Raw genomic sequence first — 23,338 nt, 5'->3', positions numbered from 1 at the left:
CGTACTGGAGTACGGTTCCGCTCCGCAGCCCGACCTCGGCGCCCTCGCTACGAAATCTTCCTACCCTCGGGGCCGGCGCGAGATCTGGTCGGAAAGGCAGAGCCATCTCGACTTGTCGCTTATGCGCTGGTCCCGAAGCCCGTATCAAAGGTCCCGCGCACGTCGAGGTGCTGCTTGATCAGCCCTACCTGCTCGTAGAAGTCCGCGGTGGCCTGCTGGTCCGCGATCACCTTGGCGTCGATCGCGATCCACTGCTGCTGGCGCCGCTCGAATTGGAGCTTGGCCGCCTCGGGCGGGATGCCGATGATGCGGGCCAGCGTGCTGGAGTAGGCATCGACGTTGCGGTAGGACCAGACTTGCGCCTTCACCACGCGCTGCAGGAAGTCCTGCAGCACCGGACGCTTGGACGCGATGGCCGCATCGGTCGCGGCCAGGTAGCTCAGGCCTGGCAGCAGGCCACGACCGCTCACCAGCACGCGCGCATGCTGGCTGGTTTCGGCCAGCGCGGTGTAGGGCTCCCACGTTGCCCATGCATCCACTGAACCCTGGGTCAGCGCCAGCTTGGCATCCGCGGGTGCGAGGAAGCGGATGTTCACGTCCTCCGGCTTCAGGCCCGCCGAGGTGATGGCCTTCAGCGTGACGTAATGGCCGATGGAGCCGCGGTTGGTGGCGATGCTCTTGCCCTTGAGATCGGCGGCGGTCTTGAGCGTCGAATCGGGCCGCACCAGCACGGCCGTGCCGTAGGAGTCCGAACGGTTCGCGCCGATGGCCTTCACGCGCGTGCCGGCCGCCAGCGCGAAGATCAAGGGCGCATCGCCGATGGGGCCGGAGTCGACGGCCTGGGCGTTCAGCGCCTCGGCCAGCGGCGCGGCGGCCGGGAACTCCGACCACTGGATGTCATAGCCCACGCCTTCGAGGCCGCCGGCCGCTTCGAGCAACGCGCGCAGGCCGCCCTTCTGGTCGCCGGCCTTGAGCACGGGGCGGGTTTGGGCATGCAGCGTGGGCAACGCGATGAACGTGGCGGCGGTGCCGGCGATGAAGCGGCGGCGCGAGGTGTGGCTGGATGAAGTCATGTGCGAAGTCCTTGGTTGAGTGAAAGTTGAAGCGGCAGAAGTCGTGAAGATTTCGTAGCGAGGGCGCCGAGGTCGGGTCTGCGGACCGGAACCGCACTCTCGCGCGGTGAGGACCGCGGGCCCGAGATCGGTGGCCGCAGTAGAAAGATTCATGACTTCTAGTGAGCGAACCCGCCCTTGACGAAACGCACCGGCTCGGCATCGATTCGTGCGATGAGCGCGCCCAGGCCATCGCTGGCGGGTGCGCGTTCGGCGGCCCGGGGTGCGAGATCGGTGCGGCAGATCAAGTCGTCTTCGGACCATGCGGCCTGGCCCGGCCCGCTGCGTGCGCGCAGCCATCCATCGCGGTCGGCAATCAGTTGCAGGCCGGGGAGCGCGTCGCTGCCGGCGATCAGCGCGAGGGCGTCGCGTAGCTCGGCATCGTCGACTTCGCAGTCGGCTGCCGGCGTCGACGGCAAGCGCGGCGCGGTGCGGACGACCACGGTTGCGAGGCGCGGGTCTTCGACCGGCAGTGCGCTCGATGCATCGGCCAGCACGATGCGAACGCGCTGGCCGCGCCAGCTGGAAAGCGCCCTCGGCGCACGGCCGTCGCAGCGCACCGTCGTGCCGGGCAGGGCGACGGGCTGTGCCCATGCGCCGGTCGCGCGCAGGCTCTGGCCGGCGGCATTGGCTTTCATGAAATCGATCAGCGCCCACGCGTCCTGCGCATCGAGGCTGTCGGCGAAGGCCGGCATGGTCGCGTGGCCGCGCCGGTCGTGCGTGCCGTGCAGGATGCGCCAGAGCACATCGCCATCGGCGCGCCGCCACAGCAGCGGACCGGAAAGATTCGGCGGCCACACGGGTTGCGCCGACGCGAGCGGTCCGCCGCGGCCGTCTGCGCCGTGGCATGCCACGCAGTGCTGCGCATAGAGCGCGCGGCCTTGTGAAATCGACGCCGCGCTGAAGCCGGTGGGCGAGCGATGAAAGCTCGTCGGTTGCGCGGGCGCCAGCAGCACGCCGGCGTCGGGCCGGGGCGCGATCAGCAGCAGCAGGGGCACCGTGGCGATGAGCCACCACCGACGCCGCCGCCACAGCAGCGCGAGCAGCAGCACGATGAAAGCAAGCGCCAGCAGCCCGAGCGTCCATGCAAGGCGCCGCGCCTGTCCCAGGTCGATCAGCAGGTTCTCGCCCGTCAGCCGCACCGTCCACGGCCATGCCGGCTGGCCCTCGCTGGTGCCCGCCAGACCCGCCCACGACAACAGCCGCAGCACGGCGAGTTGCACGGCCTCCAGCAGCTGGATCAGCGGGTTGACCCAATCGGCGCTCGGGATGTTCATGGTTCAGGCCAGGGCCGCTGCGCAAGGCCGCCCGCAACGGCCTTGGGCCGAGTGCTCGTCACCAGGTCGCGTCGAGCCCGAGGTGCCGCAGCGCCTCATGCCGCAACTCCGCCAGTCGCGGATGCCCGCGGTGTCGCGGATAGGGCAGGTCGACCACCAGCTCCGCGGTGATGCGCGCCGGCCGGTCGCTCAGCACGATCACGCGGTTGGCGAGGAACAGCGCCTCTTCCACGTCATGCGTGACCAGCAGGGCCGAGAAGCCCGCGCGCTGCCACAGGTTGACCAGCTCGCTCTGCATCGCGATGCGCGTGAGCGAATCGAGCTTGCCGAGCGGCTCGTCGAGCACCAGCAGTTGCGGGTCGTTCACCAGCGCGCGCGCCAATGCCACGCGCTGCGCCATGCCGCCCGACAACTGGTGCGGAAAGCTTTTCGCGAACTCGGTGAGACCGACCAGCCTGAGCGCATCGTCGACACGCGAGCGCTGCGACTTCAACAGCCCGCGCGCCTGCAGGCCGAGCGCCACGTTGTCCCACACGCTGCGCCAGGGGAACAGCGTCGGGTCCTGGAACACGACGATGCGGGACGGGTCGGGCCGCGTGATCGGTGTGCCGTCCTGCGTGATGCTGCCGGCGGTCGCGGGCTCCAGGCCGGCGACCAGGCGCAGCAGCGTCGACTTGCCGCAACCGCTCGGCCCCAGCAGCGCAACGAACTCGCCGGGCTGCACATCGATGTTGATGTCGTCGAGCACCTGCAGCACGCCTTGCCGCTGCCTGAACCAGTGGCTGACGTTGTGCACGCCGATGCGCGCGCCTGTCTCGACGGGGTTTGCAAGGGCTACCACTTGACCGTCCCCTTCTGCCACGACAGCGCGCGGTCGCGCACCGTGAACAGCAGTGTGATCAGGCTGGAGCACAACACAGCCATCACCAGCAGCGCCGCGTACATGTTGGCGTAGGCGGCCCAGCCTTGCGCCCATTGCAGGTACCAGCCCAGGCCCGCTTTCACGCCCATCATCTCGGCCGTGACCAGCACCGAGAACGATGCGCCCAATCCCATGAAGAGCCCGACGAACACCTGCGGCAACGCGGCGGGTATGGCCACGCGCAGCACCAGGAACCATTCGCTCGCGCCCAGCGTGCGCGCCACGTCGTAGTAGCTCTTGTTGACGGACGCCACGCCCGACCAGGTCAGCACCGCGACCGGGAAGAAGGTGGCCAGGCCGATGAGGAACACGGCCGCCGCATAGCTCGACGGCGCGAAGAAGAATGCCAGCGGCAGCAGCGCTGAAGCAGGCACTGGCCCGAGGAAGCGCAGCAGCGGATGCACCCAGTAGCCCGCGATGCGCGACCAGCCGATCCACACGCCCGTGCCGAAGCCGACAAGCGTGCCGAGCACGAAGCCATGGGCCAGCAAGCGCAGCGAATGCGCGGTCGACAGGCCCAGCCTTTGCCAGTCTTCCACGGCCACGTCCACCAGGCTTTGCGGCGGCGCGAAGAAGGGCGGCGGCAGCAGGCCGAGCTTGGCGGTGGCCAGCTCCCACAGCGCGAGCAGCAACGGTGCGGCCACCAGCCATTGCCCCGCAGGCCGCAGCGTCCGGCCCACGCGGCCCGCGCGTCCGCCGAGCAACGCAATGGCGAGCACCAGCGCCGCCACGACGAGCGCCGAGATGCCGAACTCGCGTGTGAAATTCCAGTCGCTGAAGCCGACCTCCTTGTTGGGCCATGCCAGCGTCAGCACGCCGAGCCCAGCCCACGCCACGGAGGCGATCATGCCTGTGCGCCAGATGCCAGTGAAGGGCGCTTCCTGCAGCGAGGCAGGCACCATGCTGGCAATCGTTGCTCGCTGCGAGCGCGGCGCTGGCGCCGCGGCGGGCCGCGTCGCAACAGCCGCGGATGAACGCTGCAACGGCGCGCCCAGGACGTCGTCAACCGTCGTCATGCGAGCACATCCACCGACACATGGTTGGCCAGCCGCACCGGGTCGGTCGTGCTCTTCAGCACGCCGACCGACTTGAAGTCGCGCGCATAGAACTCGACCTCGTCGCGCAGGCTCTTGCCGGTCGGGTGGTGCGCATGCGTCAAGGTGCCGAGCAGCGCCTGCAGGTCCTCCACCGGCACCTTCGGCGAATACTTCGCGAACAGCTTGGCCGATTCGTTGGGGTTCTCGGCCACATAGTCCGAGGCCTGCACGATCGAGCGCACCAGCGCGGCCACGGTCGGCTTGTCGTTGCGCACCAGTTCGCCGCGTGCGCCGACGATGCAGCAGACCTTGTCCTTGTATTCGCCCGACAGGTTCGAGGCCAGCTCCACATAGCGGCCCTTGTTGCGCTTCTCGATCAGGTAGAGCGTCGGGTCGCCATCGGCAATGGCCTGGATCTCGCCCTTGTTCACCGCGATGTCGAGCAGGTCGGCCGGGTACTGGCGCCAGGTCACGTCGGTGTCGGCATCGATGCCGTTCTTCTTCAGCAGGATCGAGAAGAAGTTCTTGCCCGGGCTCGCGATGTCCGACACGCCGATGGTCTTGCCCTTGAGCTTCTTCAGGTCGGTCACGCCCGCTTCCTTCACGCCCACCATGCGCACGCAGCCGCCGTGCGAGCTTCCGACGATCTTCACATCGAAGCCCGACTCCAGTGGCTTCAGCCAGCGGTGGATCATGCCCACCGCCGCATCTGCCTTGGCCGTGGCCAGGGACTCCAGCAGTTGGTCGGTCGAGCCGGTGTAGTTGATGAGTTCGACGTTCAACCCGTTCTTCTCGAAGATGCCGCGCTCCTGCGCGACGACGACGGGGGAGAGGCAGAAGGCCGTCGCGTTCCAGGCGAAGGTGAGCTTGCGCGGCTGCGACCAGGCGCGCGAGGCGAGCAGGCCGCTCGAGGCGAGGACGGCCGCAGCGCCGGCGCCGCGCGCCAGCACGCCACGGCGTGAAAGTGAAGTGTTCATGACGGTGCTCGCTTTACTGCAGGAGTTCGGGCTCGGCTTCGACCATGCCTTCGTAGAGGCTCTCGAAAGCATGGCGCGCGCCGTCGGGTCCGCCGATCTGGCTGTGCGTGTGCCGCGCGACGTCCTCGTCGATCGGTAGCGGCTTGCCGGCCCCCTCTGCCAACAGTTGCGTATGGCAAGCGTTGTCGAGCGCGATGTACCACCACGCCGCGGCCTCGACCGTCGGGCCGGCGGTCAGGATGCCGTGGTTCTTGAGGATCGCGCCCTTGCCGTCGCCGAGCGCTTTCGCGATGCGCAGCCCCTCGCTCTCGTCGACCACCATGCCGGTGAAGTCGTCGAACAGCGTCACCTCGCCGTGGAACGCGCAGCTGTCTTGCGTGATCGTGTCGAGTTTGCGGCCCAGCGTCGACCAGGCCTTGCCATACGTCGAATGGGTGTGCGCGGCGGCGATGATCTTCGGGTTGTGCTCGTGGATGGCGGCATGGATTGCGAAGGCGGCCTTGTTGAGCGGCTTGTCGCCGATCACGGTCTCGCCCTTCGCATTGACGAGCAACAGGTCCGACACCCTGATGCGCGAGAAGTGGATGCCGAGCGGGTTGACCCAGAAGTGGTCGGTCAGCTCGGGATCGCGCGCGGTGATGTGGCCGGCGAGGCCCTGCGCGAAACCGAAGCGTGCGAACAGCCGGAAGGCGCCCGCGAGGCGCTCCTGACGGTGGCGGCGTTCCGCCTCGACGCTGGTGCGTTCCTCGGGCGGATCGAACCAGTACTTCTGCTGCGGGTTCGGGTTGAGTTGCAGGCGCGTGCTCGCGCCGCGGCCGATGGAAAGGACAGCGCTCATTCGGTCTCTCTTGATGGCGAGTGGGTGCATGAACGGCTCAAGCCGCCTTGCGCTGTGAGGCGACGCGCTGCGCGACGAGTTCGCGCGTGCGCGGGATCAGCACGCGGCCGTAGTCGATGGCGTCCTCCAGCGGATCGAAGCCGCGGATCAGGAAGGTGGTCACGCCGAGGTCGTAGTAGTCGAGCAGCGCATCGGCCACCTGCTCCGGCGTGCCGACCAGGGCGGTGCTGTTGGAGCGGCCGCCGATCTCCTGCGCGACCGCAGTCCACAGGCGCTTGTCGAGCCGCGTGCCCTTCTCCGCCGCCGCGAGCAAGCGCTTCGCGCCCTCGCTCTGCTGCGGCCCGCCCCGGCCAAAGCCCTGCACGACACGCAGTCGCTTCGTCTCGGCCAGGATGCGATCCGCACGTTCCCATGCGAGTTCTTCCGTCTCCGCCAGGATCGGCCGGAACGAGACGGAGAAGCGCACCTGCCGCCCGTGCTTCGCCGCCTCGGCGCGCACGCGCGAGGTCAGTTCGCGCGCCTGGTCGAGCGACTCGCCCCACAGCGCATACACATCGGCATGCTTGCCGGCCACCGGGATCGCGGCCTCCGATGCGCCGCCGAAATACACCGGCACGTGCGGCTTGCCGTTCAGCGTCTGCACCGGCTTCACTTCGGAGAAAGCGCCCTGGTAGCGGTAGTGCGCGCCTTCGTGGTCAAAAGGCTTGTCGCTGGTCCACACCTTGCGCAGCACGTCGATGTATTCGTCGGTGCGCGCATAGCGCTGGTCGTGGTCGAGCCAGTCGCCATCGCGGCGCTGCTCTTCATCCGAGCCGCCCGAGATGTAGTGCACGCCGAGCCGACCGCCGCTGAACTGGTCCAGCGAGGCGACCTGGCGCGCGGCCAAAGTCGGCGCCACGAAACCGGGCCGGTGTGCCAGCATGAAGTGGATGCGCTCGGTCACCGAGGCGGCATAGGCCACGGTGAGCGTGGCGTCGGGGCCGGTCGAATGATGCGGCACCAGCACGCGGTCGAATCCGGCCTGCTCGTGCGCCTGCGCGAAGGCGCGCACGTAGTAGCGATCGATCGCGGGGCCCTTGGCAGCGTGGATCTCCGAGACCTTCTGGCCCTGGATCATTCCGATGAATTCGACGTCGTTGTGGTGTTGTGGCTGGCTCATGTGAAGTTCCTTTGGTGAAGAAGTAAAGGCTCAGGCGCCGTGCGCGCGAAGAAGGGTCTCGAAGCTGCGGTCCCACAGCGGCCGCACGTTGGCGGGGCCGTCGAGCACGCCGAGCTTCTGGAAGGTGTCGGCCACGTCCTGGTGGCTGCGGATCACGCTGTCGTCGACCGCGGCCAGGCTGTAGTCGCCGCTGCGGCCGTTGAAGAGTTCGACGATGTCGCCGACCGGCACGCGCGTCTCGGCCGACTGCGCACGCGCATACGCCAGGTAGTTGCCGTTGATCCACGCGAAGGAGCGCTGCAGGCGCTGCAGCAGGTCCGCAATGGCGGCGCGGCGTGGCGCGTCTTCCAGCGTGCGCGGGTTGGCATAGATCGGGAAGTTGCCGGAGAGATAGCCCACGCCCGTCTTGATGGTGCGCGCGCCGTACTGCGTGCGCGCCAGTTGGCCGTTGTAGCCATAGATGGCCCAGGCATCCAGGTCGCCGCGCGCGAAGGCCGAGAGGCCATCGGCTGGCGTCAGGCTCACCGGCGTGATGTCGTTGAACGAAAGCCCGACTTCCGCGAGTTGCTTGGCCAGGTAGTAGTGCGAGGTGGTGGCGCGCACGTAGCCGATGCGCTTGCCCTTGAAGTCGGCGATGGACTTGATCGGCGCGTCCTTGCGCGCCAGTGTGGCCTGGTTGTTGAGGTCTTCGTGCGTGACCGCGACGAAGCGCACATGCGCCTTCTGCCGCGCCGCGAACACCGCCGGGATCTCGCTGCCGGAACCGAGGTCGAGCGCATCGCCGTTGATCGCCTCGATGTGCAGCACGCCGTTGTTGAGTTCGCGCCAATCGATTTTGTAGGGCGTGTCGGCTTGCCCCGATGCCGTGAGCAGCGGGCGCCACAGGCCCTTGTACGTGCCGACGCGCAGGGTGACGCCGCCGAGGTCTTGCGGTTGTTGCGACGGCGCTGCGCGTGATGCGCTCGCGCCGAGGCCCGCGGCACCGAAGGCGGCTGCGGCCTGCAGCCACTCGCGGCGATTGAAGGATGCAATGTTCATGCGGTCTGCCGGACGTTGAGGAGGGTGAACCGTACCGGGCAGCACGCCGGAAGCGAACGCAGAAAAACGAGTTTGGATATGCGGGATCGGTCGTTCGCCTGCGCGCCATGCCCGCTTAACTTCGCTGCATGAGTGCACTACCCCTGCGCCGCTCGGCGCCCGATCTCCCCGCGTCCATCGCACCCGATGCGGCGCTGCTTGAAAAGCTCACGCAGCAGTTCGCGAGCACCGCGGAAGACCTCGACCGCGGCGGAGCGTTCCCGCATGCCAACTTCGAAGTGCTGCAGTCACATGGACTGGTTGCACTCGTCGCGCCGCGCGAATTCGGCGGTGGCGGTGCGAGCCTTGAAGCCGCACGCAGCGTGATCGCCGCCGTCGCGCGCGGCGAGCCTGCGACCGCGCTGATCCTGACGATGACCTACCTGCAGCACCATGCGCTCGGCCGCAGCGACAACCGCTGGCCGATCGCGCTGCGAGAACGCGTGGCGCGCGATGCGGTGGAGCATGGCGCGCTCATCAACGCGCTGCGCGTCGAGCCGCTGCTCGGCTCGCCCGCCCGCGGCGGCCTGCCGGCGACAGTGGCGCGGCGCGAAGGCGACGGGTGGCGCATCGATGGCCACAAGCTCTACACCACCGGCATCGAGGGCCTGCACTGGCTTGCGGTCTGGGGCCGCACCGACGAACCCGAGCCACGCGTCGGCACCTTCCTCGTGCCGCGCGATGCACCGGGTGTGCGCATCATCGCAAGCTGGGACCACCTGGGCCTGCGTGCCTCGGGCAGCCATGAAGTCATCTTCGAGGATGTGGCGATCCCGCTGGCCCATGCCGTGGACCTGCGCGCACCCGCCGAATGGGCGCCCGATGCCGGCAGCCAGACCGACATCGATGCCCACGCCACGCAGCAGGCCTGGATGGTGGTGCTGCTCGGCAGCCTCTACGACGCGGTCGCGCACGCGGCGCGCGACTGGCTCATCGGCTTCCTGAACCAGCGCGCGCCCAGCGGCCTCGGCGCGCCGCTCGCGAGCCTGCCGCGCGTGCAGGAACATGTCGGCGAGATCGATGCGCTGCTGCACGTCAACCACGTGCTGCTCGATCACGCGACCACTGCCGTCGACCAGGGCCGCACGCCATCGGCCGTCGATAGCGGCCTGCTCAAGTACACCGTGACGAACAACGCGATCCGCGCGGTCGAACTCGCGCTGCAACTCAGCGGTAATCACGGCCTCACACGCCACAACCCGCTGGAGCGCCATCTGCGCGACGTGCTGTGCGGCCGCATCCACACGCCGCAGAACGATGCGGTTCTGGTCGCGGCCGGCAAGCGGGCCTTGCAGAAAGCCACCGCATGACGCCATACGACACCGGCAAACTCTCCCGCCGCACGCTGCTCCAGGCCACTGCGGCCATCGGCACGGCGAGCCTCGTCTCGCGGCCCGCTTTCGCGCAGCCGCAGTTGCAGCAAACCTCGCTCGTCCTCGGCGACCAGGCCGGCGGCCTGCGCGCCCTGTTCGAAGCCTCGCGCACGCTCGAAGGCGCGCCTTTCGCCTGGCGCTGGGCCAATTTCCAGGGTGCGGCGCCGCTGTTCGAGGCGCACCGCAGCGGCGCGGTCGACACGGCCATGGCCGGCGACCTGCCGGTGCTGGCCGCAGCTGTCGGCAAGACGCCGCTGAAGATCGTCGCCACGCGCGTCGGCAAGCCCGAGTCGCTCGGCATCGTGGTGCAGGCGGAATCGAAGATCCGCAGCGTCGCAGACTTGCGCGGGCAGACGGTGATCGTCTCGTCGGCGCGCGGCAGCATCTCGCAATACCAGCTCTACGGCGCGCTGGAGGAGGCCGGCGTCAAGCGCGAAGACCTGACGATCAAGTTCGTGCTGCCGACCGATGCGGCGGCGGCATTCGCCTCGAAGCAGATCGAGGCCTGGGCCGTCTTCGACCCGTACTACACGATCGCGACGCAGCAGGGCGGGCGCATCCTGCGGGATGGTCGCGGCATCAACACGGGGCTCGGCTTCATCACCGCCAGCGAGGCCGCGCTCGCCGATCCGGCCAAGCGCATTGCCATCGTGCAGTTCCTCGACCGCCTCGCCCGCGCCGGCGACTGGGCCCTCGCCAACCCCGAGGCCTATGCACAGGCCTACACGCAACTCACGCGCCTGCCGATCGAAGCGTCGCGAATCATCACGGCGCGCTCGACCGTGGCCGGCCGCCCGGTGAGCGAGGCCGACATCGCCGCGCTGCAGAACGTGGCCGACCGCTCGGCGCGCGACGGCATCCTGCCGGTGCGGGTGGACGTGCGCGCCATCACGGATGCCGAACTGTGGCGGCGTCCCGCATGAGCGCCGCGCCCGGCATCGCACCCTTGCGCGAGTTCGTCACCGCCTTCGGCCGCCTGCTCGACAACCGCCCCGACGAAGGCCGCGTGCTGCGCGACGGCGGCGCCATGCTGCGCTGGCTGGTCGCCCGCGACGACTGGCTGCCCGAGGCCTTCGCGCAGCCCGACCCGCTGCGCTACCAGCAGTACCTGCTGCATGCCCACTCCACCGAGCGCTTCTCGGTCGTGAGCTTCGTCTGGGGCCCGGGGCAGGCCACGCCGGTGCATGACCACACGGTGTGGGGCCTGATCGGCATGCTCCGCGGCGCGGAGTTCAGCCGGGGCTATTCGGCGCATGGTGGCCTCTTGTATCCGCACGCGGAGGAAGTGCGGCTCGATCCCGGCGAGGTCGAGGCCGTGTCGCCCACCATCGGCGACGTGCACCGCGTGCGCAATGCCTTCGACGACCGCGTGTCGATCAGCATCCACGTGTACGGCGCCGACATCGGCGCGGTGCGGCGCCATACTTATCCCGACGAAGGCGGCCGCAAGCCCTTCATCTCCGGTTACTCCAACACCGTGCTGCCCAATCTCTGGGACCGTTCCGCCGAACTCCGAAGCCCCGCATGACTGCTTTCACGTAACCGCCTCCACATGACCGACTCTGCACTCCTGACCGACCGGCCCGTCCCTGCCCGCGCCGCGCCGCCTTTGCCAGGCATCTCCGCCGCCGCCGTGCGCGCCCGCCTGCTGGCACGCGAGGAAACCGCCTTCATCGACCTGCGCGAGGAAGACCCGTTCGCGCAGTCGCATCCGTTGTGGGCCGCCAACCTGCCGCTCTCGCGCATCGAGCTCGACGCGTGGCGCCGCATCCCGCGGCGCGACGCGCTCGTCGTGCTCTACGGCGAGCTCGACGGCGAAGACCTGGTGCCGCGCGCCGCAGCCACGCTCTCGGCATTGGGCTACACCCAGCTGCGCCGCCTCGAAGGCGGCCTCGACGGCTGGCGCGCTGCCGGCGGCGAATTGTTCCGTGACGTGAACGTGCCGAGCAAGTCCTTCGGGGAACTGGTCGAGCATGAGCGGCATACGCCCTCGCTGTCGGCGCAGGAGGTGAAGGCGCTGATCGATGCGAAGGCTGACGTGGTGGTCGTCGATGCACGCCGCTTCGACGAGTACCAGACCATGAGCATCCCGTCGGCCACCAGCGTGCCCGGCGCCGAACTTGTGTTGCGCGTGCGCGAACTGGCGCCCGACCCGACAACGCAGGTCGTCGTCAACTGCGCGGGCCGCACGCGCAGCATCATCGGCACGCAGTCGCTGGTGAACGCGGGCATTCCCAACCCGGTCGCGGCGCTGCGCAACGGCACCATCGGCTGGAAGCTCGCGGGGCAGGTGCTGGACCACGGCGCCGTACGCCGCGCGCCTGGGCTGGTCGATGAAGCCCACCTCGCGCGCGCGAAGGCCGACGCACGCAGCGTGGCGCAGCGCGCCGGCGTTCGATGGATCGCGCTCGACGCCTTGCCGTCCTTGCGCGACCCGAGCCGCACGCTGTACCGCTTCGACGTGCGCACGCCCGAGGAATACGAGGCAGCGCACTTGCCCGGCTTCGCCAATGCACCCGGCGGCCAGCTGGTGCAGGAGACCGATCACCAGGTGCCCGTGCGCGGCGCCCGCATCGTGCTGGTCGACGACGACGGCGTGCGCGCGCCGATGACCGCCTCGTGGCTCGCGCAGATGGGTTGGGACGTGCAAGTGGTCGACGAAGACAGCGCGCGCCGGGACTTCGTCGAGAAGGGCCAGCCCGCCGCCGCGTATCCGCCCGCGCCGCCGCACGAAACCATCAGCGTCGCCGAACTGGCCGACAGCCTGCAACGCACCGCCGTCATCGACGTCACGACCGGCGTCAACTACGCGAAGCGCCACATCGCCGGCGCCTGGTTCGCGATCCGTGCGCAGTTCGCGCAGGCGCTCGACCGCATCCCGCCCGCGTCGCGCTACGTCCTGACCTGCGGCAGCAGCCTGCTTGCGCGCTATGCCGCGGCGGACCTGCGCGCCGCGCTGGACGCCCGTGGCCAGCCCGATGCCGACGTGCGCGTGCTCGCCGGCGGCAATGCCGCATGGTTCGCTGCCGGCCTGCCAACCGAGACCGGCGACACGCGCCTCGCCACGCCGCGCACGGATCGCTATCGCCGTCCCTACGAAGGCACCGACGCGCCGGCCGAGGCGATGCAGGCCTACCTGGACTGGGAGTTCGGCCTGGTGGCGCAACTGGCGCGCGACGGCACGCACCATTTCAACGTGCTGTGAAGTGAAGCCCACCCCCGAATGCGCCTGCGGCGGCGCGGGTGGCGCGTAGCGGGCATCAGCCTTCGCGTTCCAGATTCGCCTTGAGTTGCCGTACGGCCTGCGCCGACTCTTCCTCGATCTGGCGGCGCAGCGTCACGGCATTGAGAAACGCGAACAGCAGGCTGTGCGCCTCGTACTCGAACTCCCGCACGAAATGCGTGCCACCGCCGGCAATGGGTGCGACCGAATAGCTCACGATGCCGGCGTCGCGCCCGTTGATCTGGCCAGCGATGCGCCAGAGGCGGTCGGGCTCGCGCGCGGTGACGCGCCATGTCGCGCGTCCGCGCCGTCCGGCGACCAGGAAGTCTTCGCCCACGGTCTCGCCGACATTCAGCGAATGGCCCGCGTCGCCGCTGACCGCCAGCGAGGACGGATGCCACAGCGGCCACTTGGCGGGCGTCGTCACATAGGCGTAGACCTCCGCCGGAGGCCGCGCGATGTCGACGACGGACACGATGCGGGTGACGCCCGCAGGCATCGGCACGAACAGCGCCCCCACCAGCACCGCCACCACGAGGGCGGCGCCGACCCATCGTTTCCAGGCGCGAGACGTCGAGCGTTCCATCATCGACCTCCATGCGGGCGCGGCCCACGGCCCGCGGCCCTTCGCATTCTTGGCAGAAAACGGCTTCCGTTGGCGTATTTCTTGCGCGGGCAGCAGCTAACATTCACACCTGAGGCCGTCGCCCGTGTCGGGATTCCGCCCCGAATGGCTGGCCTGGACGAGGATTTGGATACTGTGGGCACCGACAACGCATTCGCCGAACTGGGTTTGGCACCTGACGCGACCGACACGGAGGTCAAGGCTGCCTGGCGCCGGCTGGTCTCGCAGTGGCATCCGGACCGCAACAGCAGCGCCGACGCGGTGGCCCGGATGCAGCGCATCAACCGGGCTTTCGAGGAGATCCGCAATGCCGGCCCGCGCCCGGCGCACGCCACCCGCCCCGCTTCGACGGCAGCCGAGAGCGCCAAGCCCAGGAAGCCCGCGCAAGAGTCCACCCGCGCATCTGCCGCGGACGACAACAGGAAGACGGGCCAGCGTGCGAATGGCCATGCCGCGTCGGGCAACGCATCCGGCGCTACTTCCGGCAACGCATCCGGCAATGCGTCGGGCCACACGTCCGGCAATACATCCAGCCATACATCCGACAGCACAGCCGATGCAGGCCCGAATCGCCGCCCCATCTTCCGCAAGGTCAAGCTGACGCTGGAAGAAGCCGCGGTCGGCTGCATCAAGGTCATGCAGGGCAAGATCACCGAGACCTGCGCCGTCTGCGCCGGCGCCGGGCACCAGGTGCTGGGCGGCAACTGCGCCCAGTGCGGCGGCTCGGGCGCCATGCCCAAGCGCTCCTTCTTCGGCTGGCCCACCGGCTACTACGAATGCACGGACTGCCTGGGCGGCGGTATCGCGCGGCGGCCCTGCAAGGCCTGCGCCGGCGCCGGCAAGGCGACGCCGCAGCCCTACAAGGTGGGCGTGCGCATTCCGGCGGGCGTGCGGTCGGGCGACCTCCTGCATGTCGATGCACGGCGCGCGAGCAAGGGCAGTGCGCCGGCGGACCTCGAGATCCGCGTCGAGTTCGCGGAGCACGAATTCTTCAGGCTCGAGGACGACGGCACCATCCACTGCGAGATCCCGGTAGACGGCTTCGCATGGATCGCCAACCGCCCGATCCAGGTGCCGACCGTGGCCGGCCTTCAGTCGCTGAAGCTGAAGCGCGACCAGGTGTCCTACCGCCTCAAGGGCCACGGGTTTCCCGTGTCGCGCGGCGGCCCCCGCGGCGACCAGCAGGTGACCGTGCAGCCGATCTTCCCGGACCATCTCACGGCCGACCAGGAGATCCTGCTCGACCAGCTGCTGGCGACCACGTCGGGCGACGGCGGCCCCGCATCGGACAAGCGCCTGCGTGCATGGAACAGCGAATTGCGCGCGTGGGAGCGCGGGATGTCCAAGCGCGCGCCTTGACGCGAGCCTGAACAGGTCTGCCGCGGACTGCGCATCTTCGGCGTAGGTCTTCGCGAATCTTTGCCACGGACGAGTTCGAGCAAATCGGCATTGCGCGCGCGAGGTCAGACCGATTGGCCGCGTTCTGCTTGCGCACTACAGTGCGCGAATGACGAAGCGCTTCCTCTTCATATCGCTGTGGGTTGTGCTTTTCGGTGCGGATGGTGCCAGCGCCCAGCCGGCCGTCGCCGCCGGGGTCGACTACAAGGCCGACGCATCCTGGCTCTGCCGCCCCGGCCGCATGGATGCCTGCAGCCGCGACCAGACCGCCACGCGCGTCGAAGCGGACGGCCAGCGCACGATCGAGCCCTTCCAACCCGCCGAGGCGCCGGCCATCGATTGCTTCTACGTCTATCCGACAGTGAGCCGCGAGCGCACGATGAACAGCGCGCTGGCCGCGACCCAGGCGGAACGCGAAGTCGCCAACCAGCAGTTCGCCCGCTTCGCCTCGCGCTGCAGGCTCTACGCGCCGCTGTATCGACAGCTGACGCTGCATGCCCTCGTCACCACCGTGTTCGGCGAGCGGCTCGAGGAGGAGGGCGACCTGGCCTACGCCGACGTGAAGGCCGCCTGGCAGGACTACCTGTCCCGCGACAACCAGGGACGCGGCTTCGTCCTCATCGGCCACAGCCAGGGCGCGCGCTGGCTCACGCGCCTGATCCGGGAGGAGATCGACGGCCAGCCGGTGCAGTCGCGCATGGTGTCGGCGCTGCTGATGGGCACGAACCTCGCGGTGCCCAAGGGCGCTGACGTGGGTGGTGCGTTCCAGCACGTGCCGCTGTGCCGCAAGCTGACGCAGACCGGCTGCGTCGTGGCCTATGCGAGCTTCAGGGCCGAATCGCCGCCGCCGGACCGCACGCTGTTCGGCAAGGTCGCTGCATCGGGGCAGGTCGCGGCCTGCGTGAACCCCGCGGCGCTTGCCGGAGGGGAGGGCGCATTGATGCCGTACTTCTCGAGCGGCAACGTCGACATCACGGGCGTGCCGTCGCGCGTCTCCTCATGGCTGAAGAACGGCGACAAGCTGGGCACGCCCTTCGTCACCACGCCCGGCCTGCTGAGCGCCGAATGCGTCTCGAACGCGCAGGGCGACTACCTGGCCGTCACCACTCACGCCGACCCGGCCGACCAGCGCATCGACCATATCCCCGGCGACGTCACCGTTGCGGGGGTCGTGCTCAAGGGCTGGGGCCTGCACCTGGTCGACGTGAACCTCACGCTGGGCAACCTGCTGGCTTTGCTGGAGCGGCAGACGGCGGCCTACCTCGCGCGCCAGTGATTCATACGACTTCGCAATCAAACGCATGACTGCGTTGGATCGCCTTGCCGTGCTACAGCACTGTCTGCGGCGCTCCGCCTTGTTCTGCGCCTGATTGCAAAGTCGTATTTCAGGTCCCGGCCACGTAAGGATTGCTGCGCCGCTCGCGCCCGAAGCTGCTCTCCGGGCCATGCCCCGGAATGAACACCGTCTCATCACCCATCGGCCATAGCCGCTGCGTGATGCTGTCGATCAGCTGCTGGTGGTTGCCCTGCGGAAAGTCGGTTCGGCCGATGCTGCCGGCGAACAGCACGTCGCCGACGAAGGCGCGCTGCGCGCTCGCCGAATGGAACACCACATGGCCCGGCGTGTGGCCCGGGCAATGGCGCACCGACAGCGTCTCCTCGCCGATCGACACCGTGTCGCCATCGGCCAGCCAGCGCGTCGGCACGAAGGGCTCGGCCGGCGGGAAGCCGAACATGCGGCTCTGCTGCGCAAGGCCATCGATCCAGAACTGGTCGCCCGGGTGCGGGCCGACGATGGGCAGCGCACGCTTTCTCGCGAGTTCGCCGGTGCCGCCGGCATGGTCGATGTGCGCATGGGTGAGCCAGATCTGCTCGAGCGTCACGCCGAGCCTGTCGATGGCGGCCAGCAGCCGGTCGAGGTCGCCGCCGGGGTCGATGATCGCGGCCTTCTTCGTGGCGTCGCACCACACGATGGAACAGTTCTGCTGGAAAGGGGTGACGGGGACGGTCTGGTAACGGAGCATCCTTCGATCGTAAATGCACGGTCAGGACACCAGCTCATAGAGCACGAAGCAGAGGATCGCCGCGCCGATGCCGCCCGTGATCCACGCGCGCTTGCGCAAGGCCGCGAGCGCGCCTCGCTCCGGACGGTCCGACACGATGAAGGGCCGGTCGCCGTGGCCCTTCCACACCATGCGCGCATTGGGCGAAAGCGCGGGTGGCGGGCCGTCGCGGGAGGTGCGCGGTCGCATGCGCGCCGCGCCGATGCCGGTGAACATGTCGATGAAGCCGATGAACACCGCCAGCACCACGCGCATGGGCGCAGGCGCGGCAGCGACCACGTTGCGCCGCCATGCGCCGGTGCGGATCGCGTCGACGGTGCGCTCCAGCCAGCCGGGCGCCTGCGACTCGGGCACGTTGCGGCGCAGGTCGAGCGTGCCGATCACGTAGAGCGTGGCGCCGACCTCCACGCACTCCTCGGTCACGCGCAGCCGTTGCCCGCCCCGCCAGGGGAAGCCCAGCGTGTCGAGCAGCGCGACGCCGCGCGGTGGCAGCGCGTCCTTGTCGTCCTTGTCGCCCGTGTCAGATTCCCAGCTGCGCAACTCCAGCAGCAGTTCCGCGCCGTTGAGCCACACCGTCGCGCTGCCGGTCTCGTCGCCGATGTCGATCGACTCGGCGCTGCCGCCATGGCGCGAGGCCACGCGTCGCCAGCCGCCGCTGTCCTCGCTGTCGCTCTCGTACCAGACCCACACCGCCACGTCCCACCAGGCGCACGCGCGTCCGGTGATGGCGGCGCGGGTCGGCGTGGCCGCTTCGGCGGGCGCCTCGATGTGCACCAGGCCGATCCTGGCCCGGCCGACCTGCGCCACCGCCATGCCCGCTGCCGCCTTGCCATCGCGCAGCATGCGAAGCCCGCGGCGCAGCAGCCAGCCGCCGGCCACCAGCCCCGCGGGAACCAGCACGAAGGGCGTGAGCAGCAGGGCCAGCAGCAGGATCGCCAGCACCAGCATGCCGAGCACCGCGACGACGATGCCGGCCACCTTGAGCCCGCTCCATTCCTGCGAATGCGTGCCCATGCGCTGCTGCGCCTCCTTCAGCGGCAGGCCCTCGCCGAGCCAGCGCGTGCCCAGGCGTTCGCGCACGGCGGCCAGCAGGGCCTCGCGGTCGGCGCCGGGCGGCGGCAGGCGGCGCATGAAGCTGCTTTCCACCTCGTCGATGCGGGTGAGCACCAGCCATTCCATCTGTGCCGGCACCCAGGTCGGCAGGTCCGGCCCGCCGCCGCCGCCCATGCCTTCCATGGCGGCGGTGCTGCCCTCCCGGATGGTGCTCCAGCGCACGGCGGCGCCGTCGCCCGCGAGCGGATCGTCGGATTCGTAGATCAGCGCGACGTCCGTGATGGCGTAGGTCGAATGCGTCTCGCCGAGCGGCGTTTGCACCGTGAAGGTCCAGCGTTGGCGCGCCCGCACGGCCTCATCCATGGACCGCTCCACGCCATTGGAACTGGAACCCGCTGGCAGCGCGGGCCAGCTTGGGCGCAGCGAGACACCACCGGCGTTGGGTCATGCGTTCTCCGTCCTTGGGACCGACGGTTCGCATCATCCCGGAAAAAGCAGCCGCACGCCTGAATGCGTTGCATTGCTGCTCTGGCACGCCGTTTGCATCACACCTTGTACACAAGACAGGATGCTTGATGATGGTGCACGACAAGGTCTCGCTGGCCGAGCCCGATTCGACGACGAAGGCGACCGACGCCACGCCCGCCGCTGCCTGGATCACGCGCTTCGATGCGCCGATGAAGGGTGCGGCCACCGGCGGGCCGCTGGCGGGATTGCGCTTTGCCGCCAAGGACAACATCGACGTGGCCGGCGTCGAGACGACGGCCGCGTGCCCCGCTTTCGCGCGCACCGCTGCGCAGCACGCACACGTCGTGGGCCGCCTGCTCGATGCCGGTGCGGCGCTGCTCGGCAAGACCAACCTCGACCAGTTCGCCTGCGGCCTCAACGGCACGCGCTCGCCCTACGGCGCGGTGCCCAACAGCTTCGACTCGCGCTATGTGTCGGGCGGCTCCAGTTCGGGCTCGGCCTACGTGGTCGCCACGGGGCAGGTCGACTTCGCGCTCGGCACCGACACCGCCGGCTCCGGCCGCGTGCCGGCGGGCCTCAACAACATCGTCGGGCTGAAGCCGAGCAAGGGCCTGCTGAGCACGCACGGCGTGGTGCCGGCGGCGCAGAGCGTGGATTGCGTGTCGATCTTCGCGCCCACGGTCGCGATGGCGGTGAAGGTGCTGCACGCGGCGATGGGCTTCGATGCACAGGACGCCTTCTCGCGCAACCTGCAGCTGCGGCGCATGCCCTTTCCCGCGCGCTTCAACTTCGGCGTGCCGGCTACGCTCGAATTCTTCGGCGACGCGCTCGCGGCCGAGGCCTTCGACGAGGCCATCGAGCGCCTGGAATCGTTCGGCGGCCAGCGCGTGACCATCGATTACGCGCCGCTGGCCGAAGCCGCCTCGCTGCTCTACGAAAGCGCGCTGGTGGCGGAACGCTACGCCGCGGTGCGCGAGTTCTTCGACGCGCACCAGGACGAAGTGATGGAGCCGGTGCGCGGCATCCTTGCGAGCGGCCGCCAGTACAGCGCCGCCGACCTGTTCGACGCGCAACTGCGCCTGCGGGAGATCGCGCAGCGCGTGGCGCCGATGTGGCGCACCATCGACGTGCTGCTGCTGCCGACCGCGCCCTGCCACTGCACCATCGACGAGATGCGTGCGGACCCCGTGGTGCGCAATCGCGAACTCGGTGCGTACACCAACTTCGTCAACCTGCTCGACCATGCGGCGCTGTCGGTGCCCAGCTCGATCCGGCCCGACGGCCTGCCCTTCGGCATCACCCTGATCGCGCCCTGCGGCAGCGACCTGCAACTGGCCGAGCTGGGTCAGCGCTTCCACCATGCGACCGGCCTCACGCTCGGCGCCACGGGCCGCGCGCTGCCGCCGCCGGTGGCGCTGCCGCTCGGGGCCGACATGGTGCGCGTCGCCGTTGTCGGCGCCCATTTGTCGGGCATGCCGCTCAATGGCCAGCTGCGCGAGCGCGGTGCACGCTTTCTGGTCGAGACCGAGACCGCGCCCGACTACCGCCTCTACGCCCTGGCCGGCGCGGTTCCGCCCAAGCCCGGCATGCTGCGCGTCGCACCGGGCGCGGGCGCCGCGATCCGGCTGGAAGTGTGGGAGATGCCAAGCAGCCACTACGGCAGCTTCGTCGCGCTCATTCCCGCGCCGCTGGGCATCGGCACCGTGACGCTGGCCGACGGCAGCAGCGTGCAGGGCTTCGTCTGCGAGCCGCTGGCGCTCGAGGGCGCGGAAGACATCACCCATCACGGCGGCTGGCGCCGGTACATCGCATCGAGACAAGCCCCTGCGGGGTGATGCCCGCAACGTCCCTCGTTCATTCCATTTGCAGGAGCTTTCAATGCGCAACCCCTCTCCTTCCACCTCGCGACGCAAGCTGCTGCAGGCCGGCGCCGCCGGACTCGGCGTGCTCGCCGCGCCCGCGATCGTGCGCGCGCAGGCCGCGACGAAGATCCGCATCGGCTACTGGCCCGTGGCCGCGGGCCTGCCCTTCTTCGCGGCCATCGAGCGCGGCTACTTCAAGGAGGCCGGCGTCGACGTCGAGCCGCTGAAGTTCGCCGGCGCGCAGCAGGTCATGGAAGCGATGCTCTCGGGCCGCGGCGACGGCAGTTCCAACGGCACCGGCTCGGCCAACCTCGCGATCGGCGAGATCGCGCAGCCGGGGCTGTTCAAGATCTTCTGCACCAACCCGAGCAACGCCAAGTTCGTGCTCGACGAATTCATCGTCGCCAAGGACAGCTCGGTCAAGGCGACGGCCGACCTCGCCGGCAAGAAGGTCGCCTCCGGCCCCGGCATCCAGAACGTCACGCTGGCCAAGACCATGCTGGAGCGCGCCGGCGCCAAGGGCGCGGTGGTGAGCGAACTGCCGATCGGCCAGCACGTGGCCGCGCTGGTCGCGGGCCAGGTCGATGCCTGCTACACGCTGGAACCGACCGGCACCATCGGCCGCATGAACGGCACCACGCGCGTCATCGAGGCGGGCGTGGTCGCGAAGTACATCCTCGGCGACCCGATGGCCCCTTGGCATGGCGGCGCCGCCAGCCTCACGAGCGAGTTCATCAAGAAGAACCCCGACGCGGCGAAGAAGTACATCGCCGCCTATGCGCGCGGCGTCGAGCTGGTGCGCACCAAGCCCGACGAGGCGCGGCAGTACATGAAGGGCTACACCGCCATCGAAGGCCCGCTCACCGCCGAAGTGCCGCTGGCCTCGTACATGCTGCACCACGAGTTCAAGCCGAGCGACGTGGCCTACTTCCAGAAGTTCTACGACCTGTTCACGGACAAGGGCATCTTCGAGAAGAAGGTCGCTGTCGATCCGTTGCTCTACAAGGCATAGCCATGGCCGAGCCCGCCGCCACCGCCGCCTCGCCTTGGGCGCCGCCCGCTGCCACCGGTGCCACCAGCGCCGTGCCGAAGAAGCCGCAATGGGAGCGCTGGATTCCCGCCATCGGCCCCATCGTGCTGTTCATCCTCTGGGACTTGGTGGTACGGCTGGGCTTCATCAAGCCGATCCTGCTGCCGGCGCCGGCCGACACGGTGTCGACGCTCATCACCGGCCTCGCTGGCGGGCCGCTGCTCACCGACTTCGCGGTGACGGTGTGGCGCACGGTGCAGGCGTTCCTGATCGCTGCCGTGATCGGCGTGCCGCTCGGCGTGCTGCTCGGCAGCAACGAGCGGCTCTACCGCAGCGTCGAGTTCCTGATCGACTTCTTCCGCTCCACGCCGTCGTCGGCCCTGATCCCGCTGTTCCTGTTGATCTTCGGCGTGTCGGACATCAACAAGATCGCGATCGCGGCCTTCGGCGCCTTCCTCATCGTGGTGTTCAACAGTGCCTATGGCGTGATCAATGCGCGCAAGCAGCGCGTGATGGCGGCGAAGGTGATGGGCGCCTCGCGCTGGCAGGTGTTCAAGGACGTGCTGATCTGGGAGAGCCTGCAGCCATCCTTCGTGGGCCTGCGTTCCGCGGTGTCGATGGCGCTGGTGATCGTGATCGTGGCCGAGATGTTCATCGGCTCCGATGCCGGCCTCGGCCATCGCATCATCGATGCGCAACAGGTGCTCAACGTGAAGAGCATGTATGCGGCGATCCTGGCGGCCGGTGCGCTGGGGTACGCACTCAACATCCTGTTTCTCGTCGCCGAGCGCCGCATCGTGCACTGGAGTGGAAGATGAGAGCAACTTCCGAAGTGGTCCTCAACGGCCCGGTCTATGCCGATGTGCCTCGGCCGCCGTTCGTTCCCGGTCCCTCGGGCACGCACATCACGATCCGCGGCTTGACCAAATACTTCGCGGGCTGGCCGCTCTACGAGAACTTCGACCTCGACATCCCCAAGAACGCCATCGTCTCGGTGTTCGGTCCCAACGGCTGCGGCAAGAGCACCTTGATCAACATGATCGCGGGGCTGGTCCCGATCGATGCGGGCGAGATCCTGTTCGACGGCAAGTCGCTGAAGGACACCAAGATCGGCTACGTGTTCCAGAACTACCGCGAGGCGATGTTCCCGTGGATGCGCACCATCGACAACATCGCCTATCCGCTGAAGCTGGAAGGCCGCAGCAAGGCCGAGGTGGATCGCCGCATGGCGGAGCTGGTCGCGTCCTTCGACGTGAAGTTCGACCTGAACCGCTATCCGTACGAACTCTCCGGCGGGCAGCAGCAGACCGCGTCGATCATGCGGGCGCTCGCGCCGAACCCGGAGGTGCTGTTCCTCGACGAACCCTTCTCCGCGCTCGACTTCGAGATGACGCTGTTCATCCGCGAGAAGCTGCAGGAAGTCTTCATCCAGACCGGCACCACGATGCTGCTGGTGTCGCATGACCTGGAGGAGGCGGTGTACCTGGCCGACCAGGTGCTGCTGCTGACCAAGCGGCCGACCAGGGTGGCCGAGATCCTGCGCTACGGCGATGCGCGCCCGCGGACGCTCGACACGCTGAGTTCGCAAAGCTTCGTGGCGATGAAGAAGCTCAGTCTCGACATCTTTCAACGCGAGGTACGGCGGTGAATCCTTCCTTGGATCAAGCCCACCTCCGAATGCGCCTGCGGTCCATGGGCGGTGGGCGGGATCACGTCGACGGCGTACTCTGCTCCGCGAATGTCCTCCGGCCTTCGGCCTCCCCCTTTATTTCGCTGCGCAGAGCACACCATCGACGTGATCCTGACGCGCAGTGGTCGATCGGCCGGCACGACGCGGCGTGTCC

Annotated in this window: 21 protein-coding genes; 10 read left to right on the top strand and 11 right to left on the bottom strand. The window is 68.9% G+C overall.

Translation table 11 applies throughout. The features are described from left to right. Window positions 1-119: 119 nt before the first annotated feature. The 8 genes from HCU76_RS15395 to HCU76_RS15360 form a co-directional block, all read right to left on the bottom strand. Window positions 120-1,073, bottom strand: a complete 954-nt coding sequence (locus HCU76_RS15395; protein WP_218509872.1) for an ABC transporter substrate-binding protein — start codon at window positions 1,071-1,073, stop codon at window positions 120-122. Window positions 1,074-1,231: 158 nt separating this feature from the next. Beyond that, window positions 1,232-2,389, bottom strand: a complete 1,158-nt coding sequence (locus tag HCU76_RS15390) for a cytochrome c (RefSeq protein WP_218509871.1) — start codon at window positions 2,387-2,389, stop codon at window positions 1,232-1,234. A 58-nt stretch (window positions 2,390-2,447) separates the two neighbouring features. Further along, window positions 2,448-3,230, bottom strand: coding sequence for an ABC transporter ATP-binding protein (locus tag HCU76_RS15385; protein ID WP_371319832.1), 783 nt, complete (start codon window positions 3,228-3,230; stop codon window positions 2,448-2,450). Beyond that, the gene (locus HCU76_RS15380; RefSeq protein ID WP_256354217.1) at window positions 3,224-4,213 is read right to left on the bottom strand and encodes an ABC transporter permease; all 990 of its coding nucleotides are present in this window, start codon (window positions 4,211-4,213) and stop codon (window positions 3,224-3,226) included. Before HCU76_RS15380 ends, HCU76_RS15385 begins: the two co-directional genes overlap by 7 nt. A gap of 110 nt (window positions 4,214-4,323) precedes the next feature. Further along, window positions 4,324-5,325, bottom strand: a complete 1,002-nt coding sequence (locus HCU76_RS15375; RefSeq protein WP_213954423.1) for an ABC transporter substrate-binding protein — start codon at window positions 5,323-5,325, stop codon at window positions 4,324-4,326. Window positions 5,326-5,338: 13 nt separating this feature from the next. Further along, window positions 5,339-6,163, bottom strand: a complete 825-nt coding sequence (locus HCU76_RS15370; protein WP_218509869.1) for a class II aldolase/adducin family protein — start codon at window positions 6,161-6,163, stop codon at window positions 5,339-5,341. Between the two features lie 37 nt (window positions 6,164-6,200). Next, window positions 6,201-7,322, bottom strand: a complete 1,122-nt coding sequence (locus HCU76_RS15365; RefSeq protein WP_218509868.1) for an LLM class flavin-dependent oxidoreductase — start codon at window positions 7,320-7,322, stop codon at window positions 6,201-6,203. Between the two features lie 30 nt (window positions 7,323-7,352). Further along, complete coding sequence (locus HCU76_RS15360; protein ID WP_218509867.1) at window positions 7,353-8,360, bottom strand: ABC transporter substrate-binding protein; 1,008 nt, start codon at window positions 8,358-8,360, stop codon at window positions 7,353-7,355. 128 nt (window positions 8,361-8,488) lie between these two features. Between HCU76_RS15360 and HCU76_RS15355 the strand changes: the two genes are divergently transcribed. Genes HCU76_RS15355 through HCU76_RS15340 form a run of 4 tightly spaced genes read left to right on the top strand, consistent with a single transcriptional unit; the run spans window position 8,489 to window position 12,977 of the window. Beyond that, complete coding sequence (locus HCU76_RS15355) at window positions 8,489-9,709, top strand: acyl-CoA dehydrogenase family protein (RefSeq protein WP_218509866.1); 1,221 nt, start codon at window positions 8,489-8,491, stop codon at window positions 9,707-9,709. Beyond that, window positions 9,706-10,695: an ABC transporter substrate-binding protein gene (locus HCU76_RS15350; protein WP_218509865.1), complete on the top strand. Its 990-nt coding sequence runs from the start codon at window positions 9,706-9,708 to the stop codon at window positions 10,693-10,695. Before HCU76_RS15355 ends, HCU76_RS15350 begins: the two co-directional genes overlap by 4 nt. Next, window positions 10,692-11,300 carry a cysteine dioxygenase gene (locus HCU76_RS15345; protein WP_218509864.1) on the top strand — a complete coding sequence of 203 codons (609 nt, stop codon included), beginning with the start codon at window positions 10,692-10,694 and terminating at the stop codon, window positions 11,298-11,300. Before HCU76_RS15350 ends, HCU76_RS15345 begins: the two co-directional genes overlap by 4 nt. A 24-nt stretch (window positions 11,301-11,324) precedes the next feature. Then, window positions 11,325-12,977 (top strand): rhodanese homology domain-containing protein, encoded by a 1,653-nt coding sequence (locus HCU76_RS15340; RefSeq protein WP_218509863.1) that lies wholly within the window; start codon window positions 11,325-11,327, stop codon window positions 12,975-12,977. A 55-nt stretch (window positions 12,978-13,032) separates the two neighbouring features. Here the strand turns inward: HCU76_RS15340 and HCU76_RS15335 are convergent, their stop codons facing one another. Continuing rightward, window positions 13,033-13,581: an SRPBCC family protein gene (locus HCU76_RS15335; protein WP_218509862.1), complete on the bottom strand. Its 549-nt coding sequence runs from the start codon at window positions 13,579-13,581 to the stop codon at window positions 13,033-13,035. Window positions 13,582-13,755: 174 nt separating this feature from the next. On the opposite strand from HCU76_RS15335, the gene HCU76_RS15330 reads away from it, so the two are divergent. Next, complete coding sequence (locus HCU76_RS15330; protein ID WP_371319831.1) at window positions 13,756-14,979, top strand: DnaJ C-terminal domain-containing protein; 1,224 nt, start codon at window positions 13,756-13,758, stop codon at window positions 14,977-14,979. A 148-nt stretch (window positions 14,980-15,127) separates the two neighbouring features. Beyond that, window positions 15,128-16,294: a DUF3089 domain-containing protein gene (locus HCU76_RS15325; RefSeq protein WP_218509860.1), complete on the top strand. Its 1,167-nt coding sequence runs from the start codon at window positions 15,128-15,130 to the stop codon at window positions 16,292-16,294. A 109-nt stretch (window positions 16,295-16,403) separates the two neighbouring features. Here HCU76_RS15325 and HCU76_RS15320 read toward each other — a convergent pair whose 3' ends face one another. Beyond that, window positions 16,404-17,042 carry an MBL fold metallo-hydrolase gene (locus tag HCU76_RS15320; RefSeq protein WP_218509859.1) on the bottom strand — a complete coding sequence of 213 codons (639 nt, stop codon included), beginning with the start codon at window positions 17,040-17,042 and terminating at the stop codon, window positions 16,404-16,406. A 21-nt stretch (window positions 17,043-17,063) separates the two neighbouring features. Beyond that, complete coding sequence (locus HCU76_RS15315; protein WP_218509858.1) at window positions 17,064-18,497, bottom strand: hypothetical protein; 1,434 nt, start codon at window positions 18,495-18,497, stop codon at window positions 17,064-17,066. Between the two features lie 212 nt (window positions 18,498-18,709). Here HCU76_RS15315 and atzF point away from each other — a divergent pair, with 212 nt between their 5' ends. Genes atzF through HCU76_RS15295 form a run of 4 tightly spaced genes read left to right on the top strand, consistent with a single transcriptional unit; the run spans window position 18,710 to window position 23,142 of the window. Continuing rightward, window positions 18,710-20,437, top strand: a complete 1,728-nt coding sequence (atzF, locus tag HCU76_RS15310) for an allophanate hydrolase (RefSeq protein ID WP_371319830.1) — start codon at window positions 18,710-18,712, stop codon at window positions 20,435-20,437. 43 nt (window positions 20,438-20,480) lie between these two features. Then, on the top strand, window positions 20,481-21,476 hold the full coding sequence (locus HCU76_RS15305) for an ABC transporter substrate-binding protein (RefSeq protein WP_218509857.1): 996 nt from the start codon (window positions 20,481-20,483) through the stop codon (window positions 21,474-21,476). A 2-nt stretch (window positions 21,477-21,478) separates the two neighbouring features. Then, on the top strand, window positions 21,479-22,312 hold the full coding sequence (locus tag HCU76_RS15300; RefSeq protein ID WP_218509856.1) for an ABC transporter permease: 834 nt from the start codon (window positions 21,479-21,481) through the stop codon (window positions 22,310-22,312). Continuing rightward, the gene (locus HCU76_RS15295; protein WP_218509855.1) at window positions 22,309-23,142 is read left to right on the top strand and encodes an ABC transporter ATP-binding protein; all 834 of its coding nucleotides are present in this window, start codon (window positions 22,309-22,311) and stop codon (window positions 23,140-23,142) included. The genes HCU76_RS15300 and HCU76_RS15295 overlap by 4 nt, the downstream gene beginning before the upstream one ends. Window positions 23,143-23,338: the final 196 nt, after the last annotated feature.

The organism is Variovorax sp. dw_308, assembly GCF_019207085.1.
Taxonomy (GTDB): domain Bacteria; phylum Pseudomonadota; class Gammaproteobacteria; order Burkholderiales; family Burkholderiaceae_C; genus Variovorax.
Note: the sequence above shows the minus strand (reverse complement) of the source record. Positions and strands in the feature narration are given on the sequence as shown.

Coding starts and splice junctions, on each gene's coding strand:
- HCU76_RS15395 (WP_218509872.1), bottom strand. CDS start 1,073: ATGACTTCATCCAGCCACACCTCGCGCCGCCGCTTCATCGCCGGCACC.
- HCU76_RS15390 (WP_218509871.1), bottom strand. CDS start 2,389: ATGAACATCCCGAGCGCCGATTGGGTCAACCCGCTGATCCAGCTGCTG.
- HCU76_RS15380 (WP_256354217.1), bottom strand. CDS start 4,213: ATGGTGCCTGCCTCGCTGCAGGAAGCGCCCTTCACTGGCATCTGGCGC.
- HCU76_RS15375 (WP_213954423.1), bottom strand. CDS start 5,325: ATGAACACTTCACTTTCACGCCGTGGCGTGCTGGCGCGCGGCGCCGGC.
- HCU76_RS15370 (WP_218509869.1), bottom strand. CDS start 6,163: ATGAGCGCTGTCCTTTCCATCGGCCGCGGCGCGAGCACGCGCCTGCAA.
- HCU76_RS15365 (WP_218509868.1), bottom strand. CDS start 7,322: ATGAGCCAGCCACAACACCACAACGACGTCGAATTCATCGGAATGATC.
- HCU76_RS15360 (WP_218509867.1), bottom strand. CDS start 8,360: ATGAACATTGCATCCTTCAATCGCCGCGAGTGGCTGCAGGCCGCAGCC.
- HCU76_RS15355 (WP_218509866.1), top strand. CDS start 8,489: ATGAGTGCACTACCCCTGCGCCGCTCGGCGCCCGATCTCCCCGCGTCC.
- HCU76_RS15350 (WP_218509865.1), top strand. CDS start 9,706: ATGACGCCATACGACACCGGCAAACTCTCCCGCCGCACGCTGCTCCAG.
- HCU76_RS15345 (WP_218509864.1), top strand. CDS start 10,692: ATGAGCGCCGCGCCCGGCATCGCACCCTTGCGCGAGTTCGTCACCGCC.
- HCU76_RS15340 (WP_218509863.1), top strand. CDS start 11,325: ATGACCGACTCTGCACTCCTGACCGACCGGCCCGTCCCTGCCCGCGCC.
- HCU76_RS15335 (WP_218509862.1), bottom strand. CDS start 13,581: ATGGAACGCTCGACGTCTCGCGCCTGGAAACGATGGGTCGGCGCCGCC.
- HCU76_RS15325 (WP_218509860.1), top strand. CDS start 15,128: ATGACGAAGCGCTTCCTCTTCATATCGCTGTGGGTTGTGCTTTTCGGT.
- HCU76_RS15320 (WP_218509859.1), bottom strand. CDS start 17,042: ATGCTCCGTTACCAGACCGTCCCCGTCACCCCTTTCCAGCAGAACTGT.
- HCU76_RS15315 (WP_218509858.1), bottom strand. CDS start 18,497: ATGGATGAGGCCGTGCGGGCGCGCCAACGCTGGACCTTCACGGTGCAA.
- atzF (WP_371319830.1), top strand. CDS start 18,710: ATGATGGTGCACGACAAGGTCTCGCTGGCCGAGCCCGATTCGACGACG.
- HCU76_RS15305 (WP_218509857.1), top strand. CDS start 20,481: ATGCGCAACCCCTCTCCTTCCACCTCGCGACGCAAGCTGCTGCAGGCC.
- HCU76_RS15300 (WP_218509856.1), top strand. CDS start 21,479: ATGGCCGAGCCCGCCGCCACCGCCGCCTCGCCTTGGGCGCCGCCCGCT.
- HCU76_RS15295 (WP_218509855.1), top strand. CDS start 22,309: ATGAGAGCAACTTCCGAAGTGGTCCTCAACGGCCCGGTCTATGCCGAT.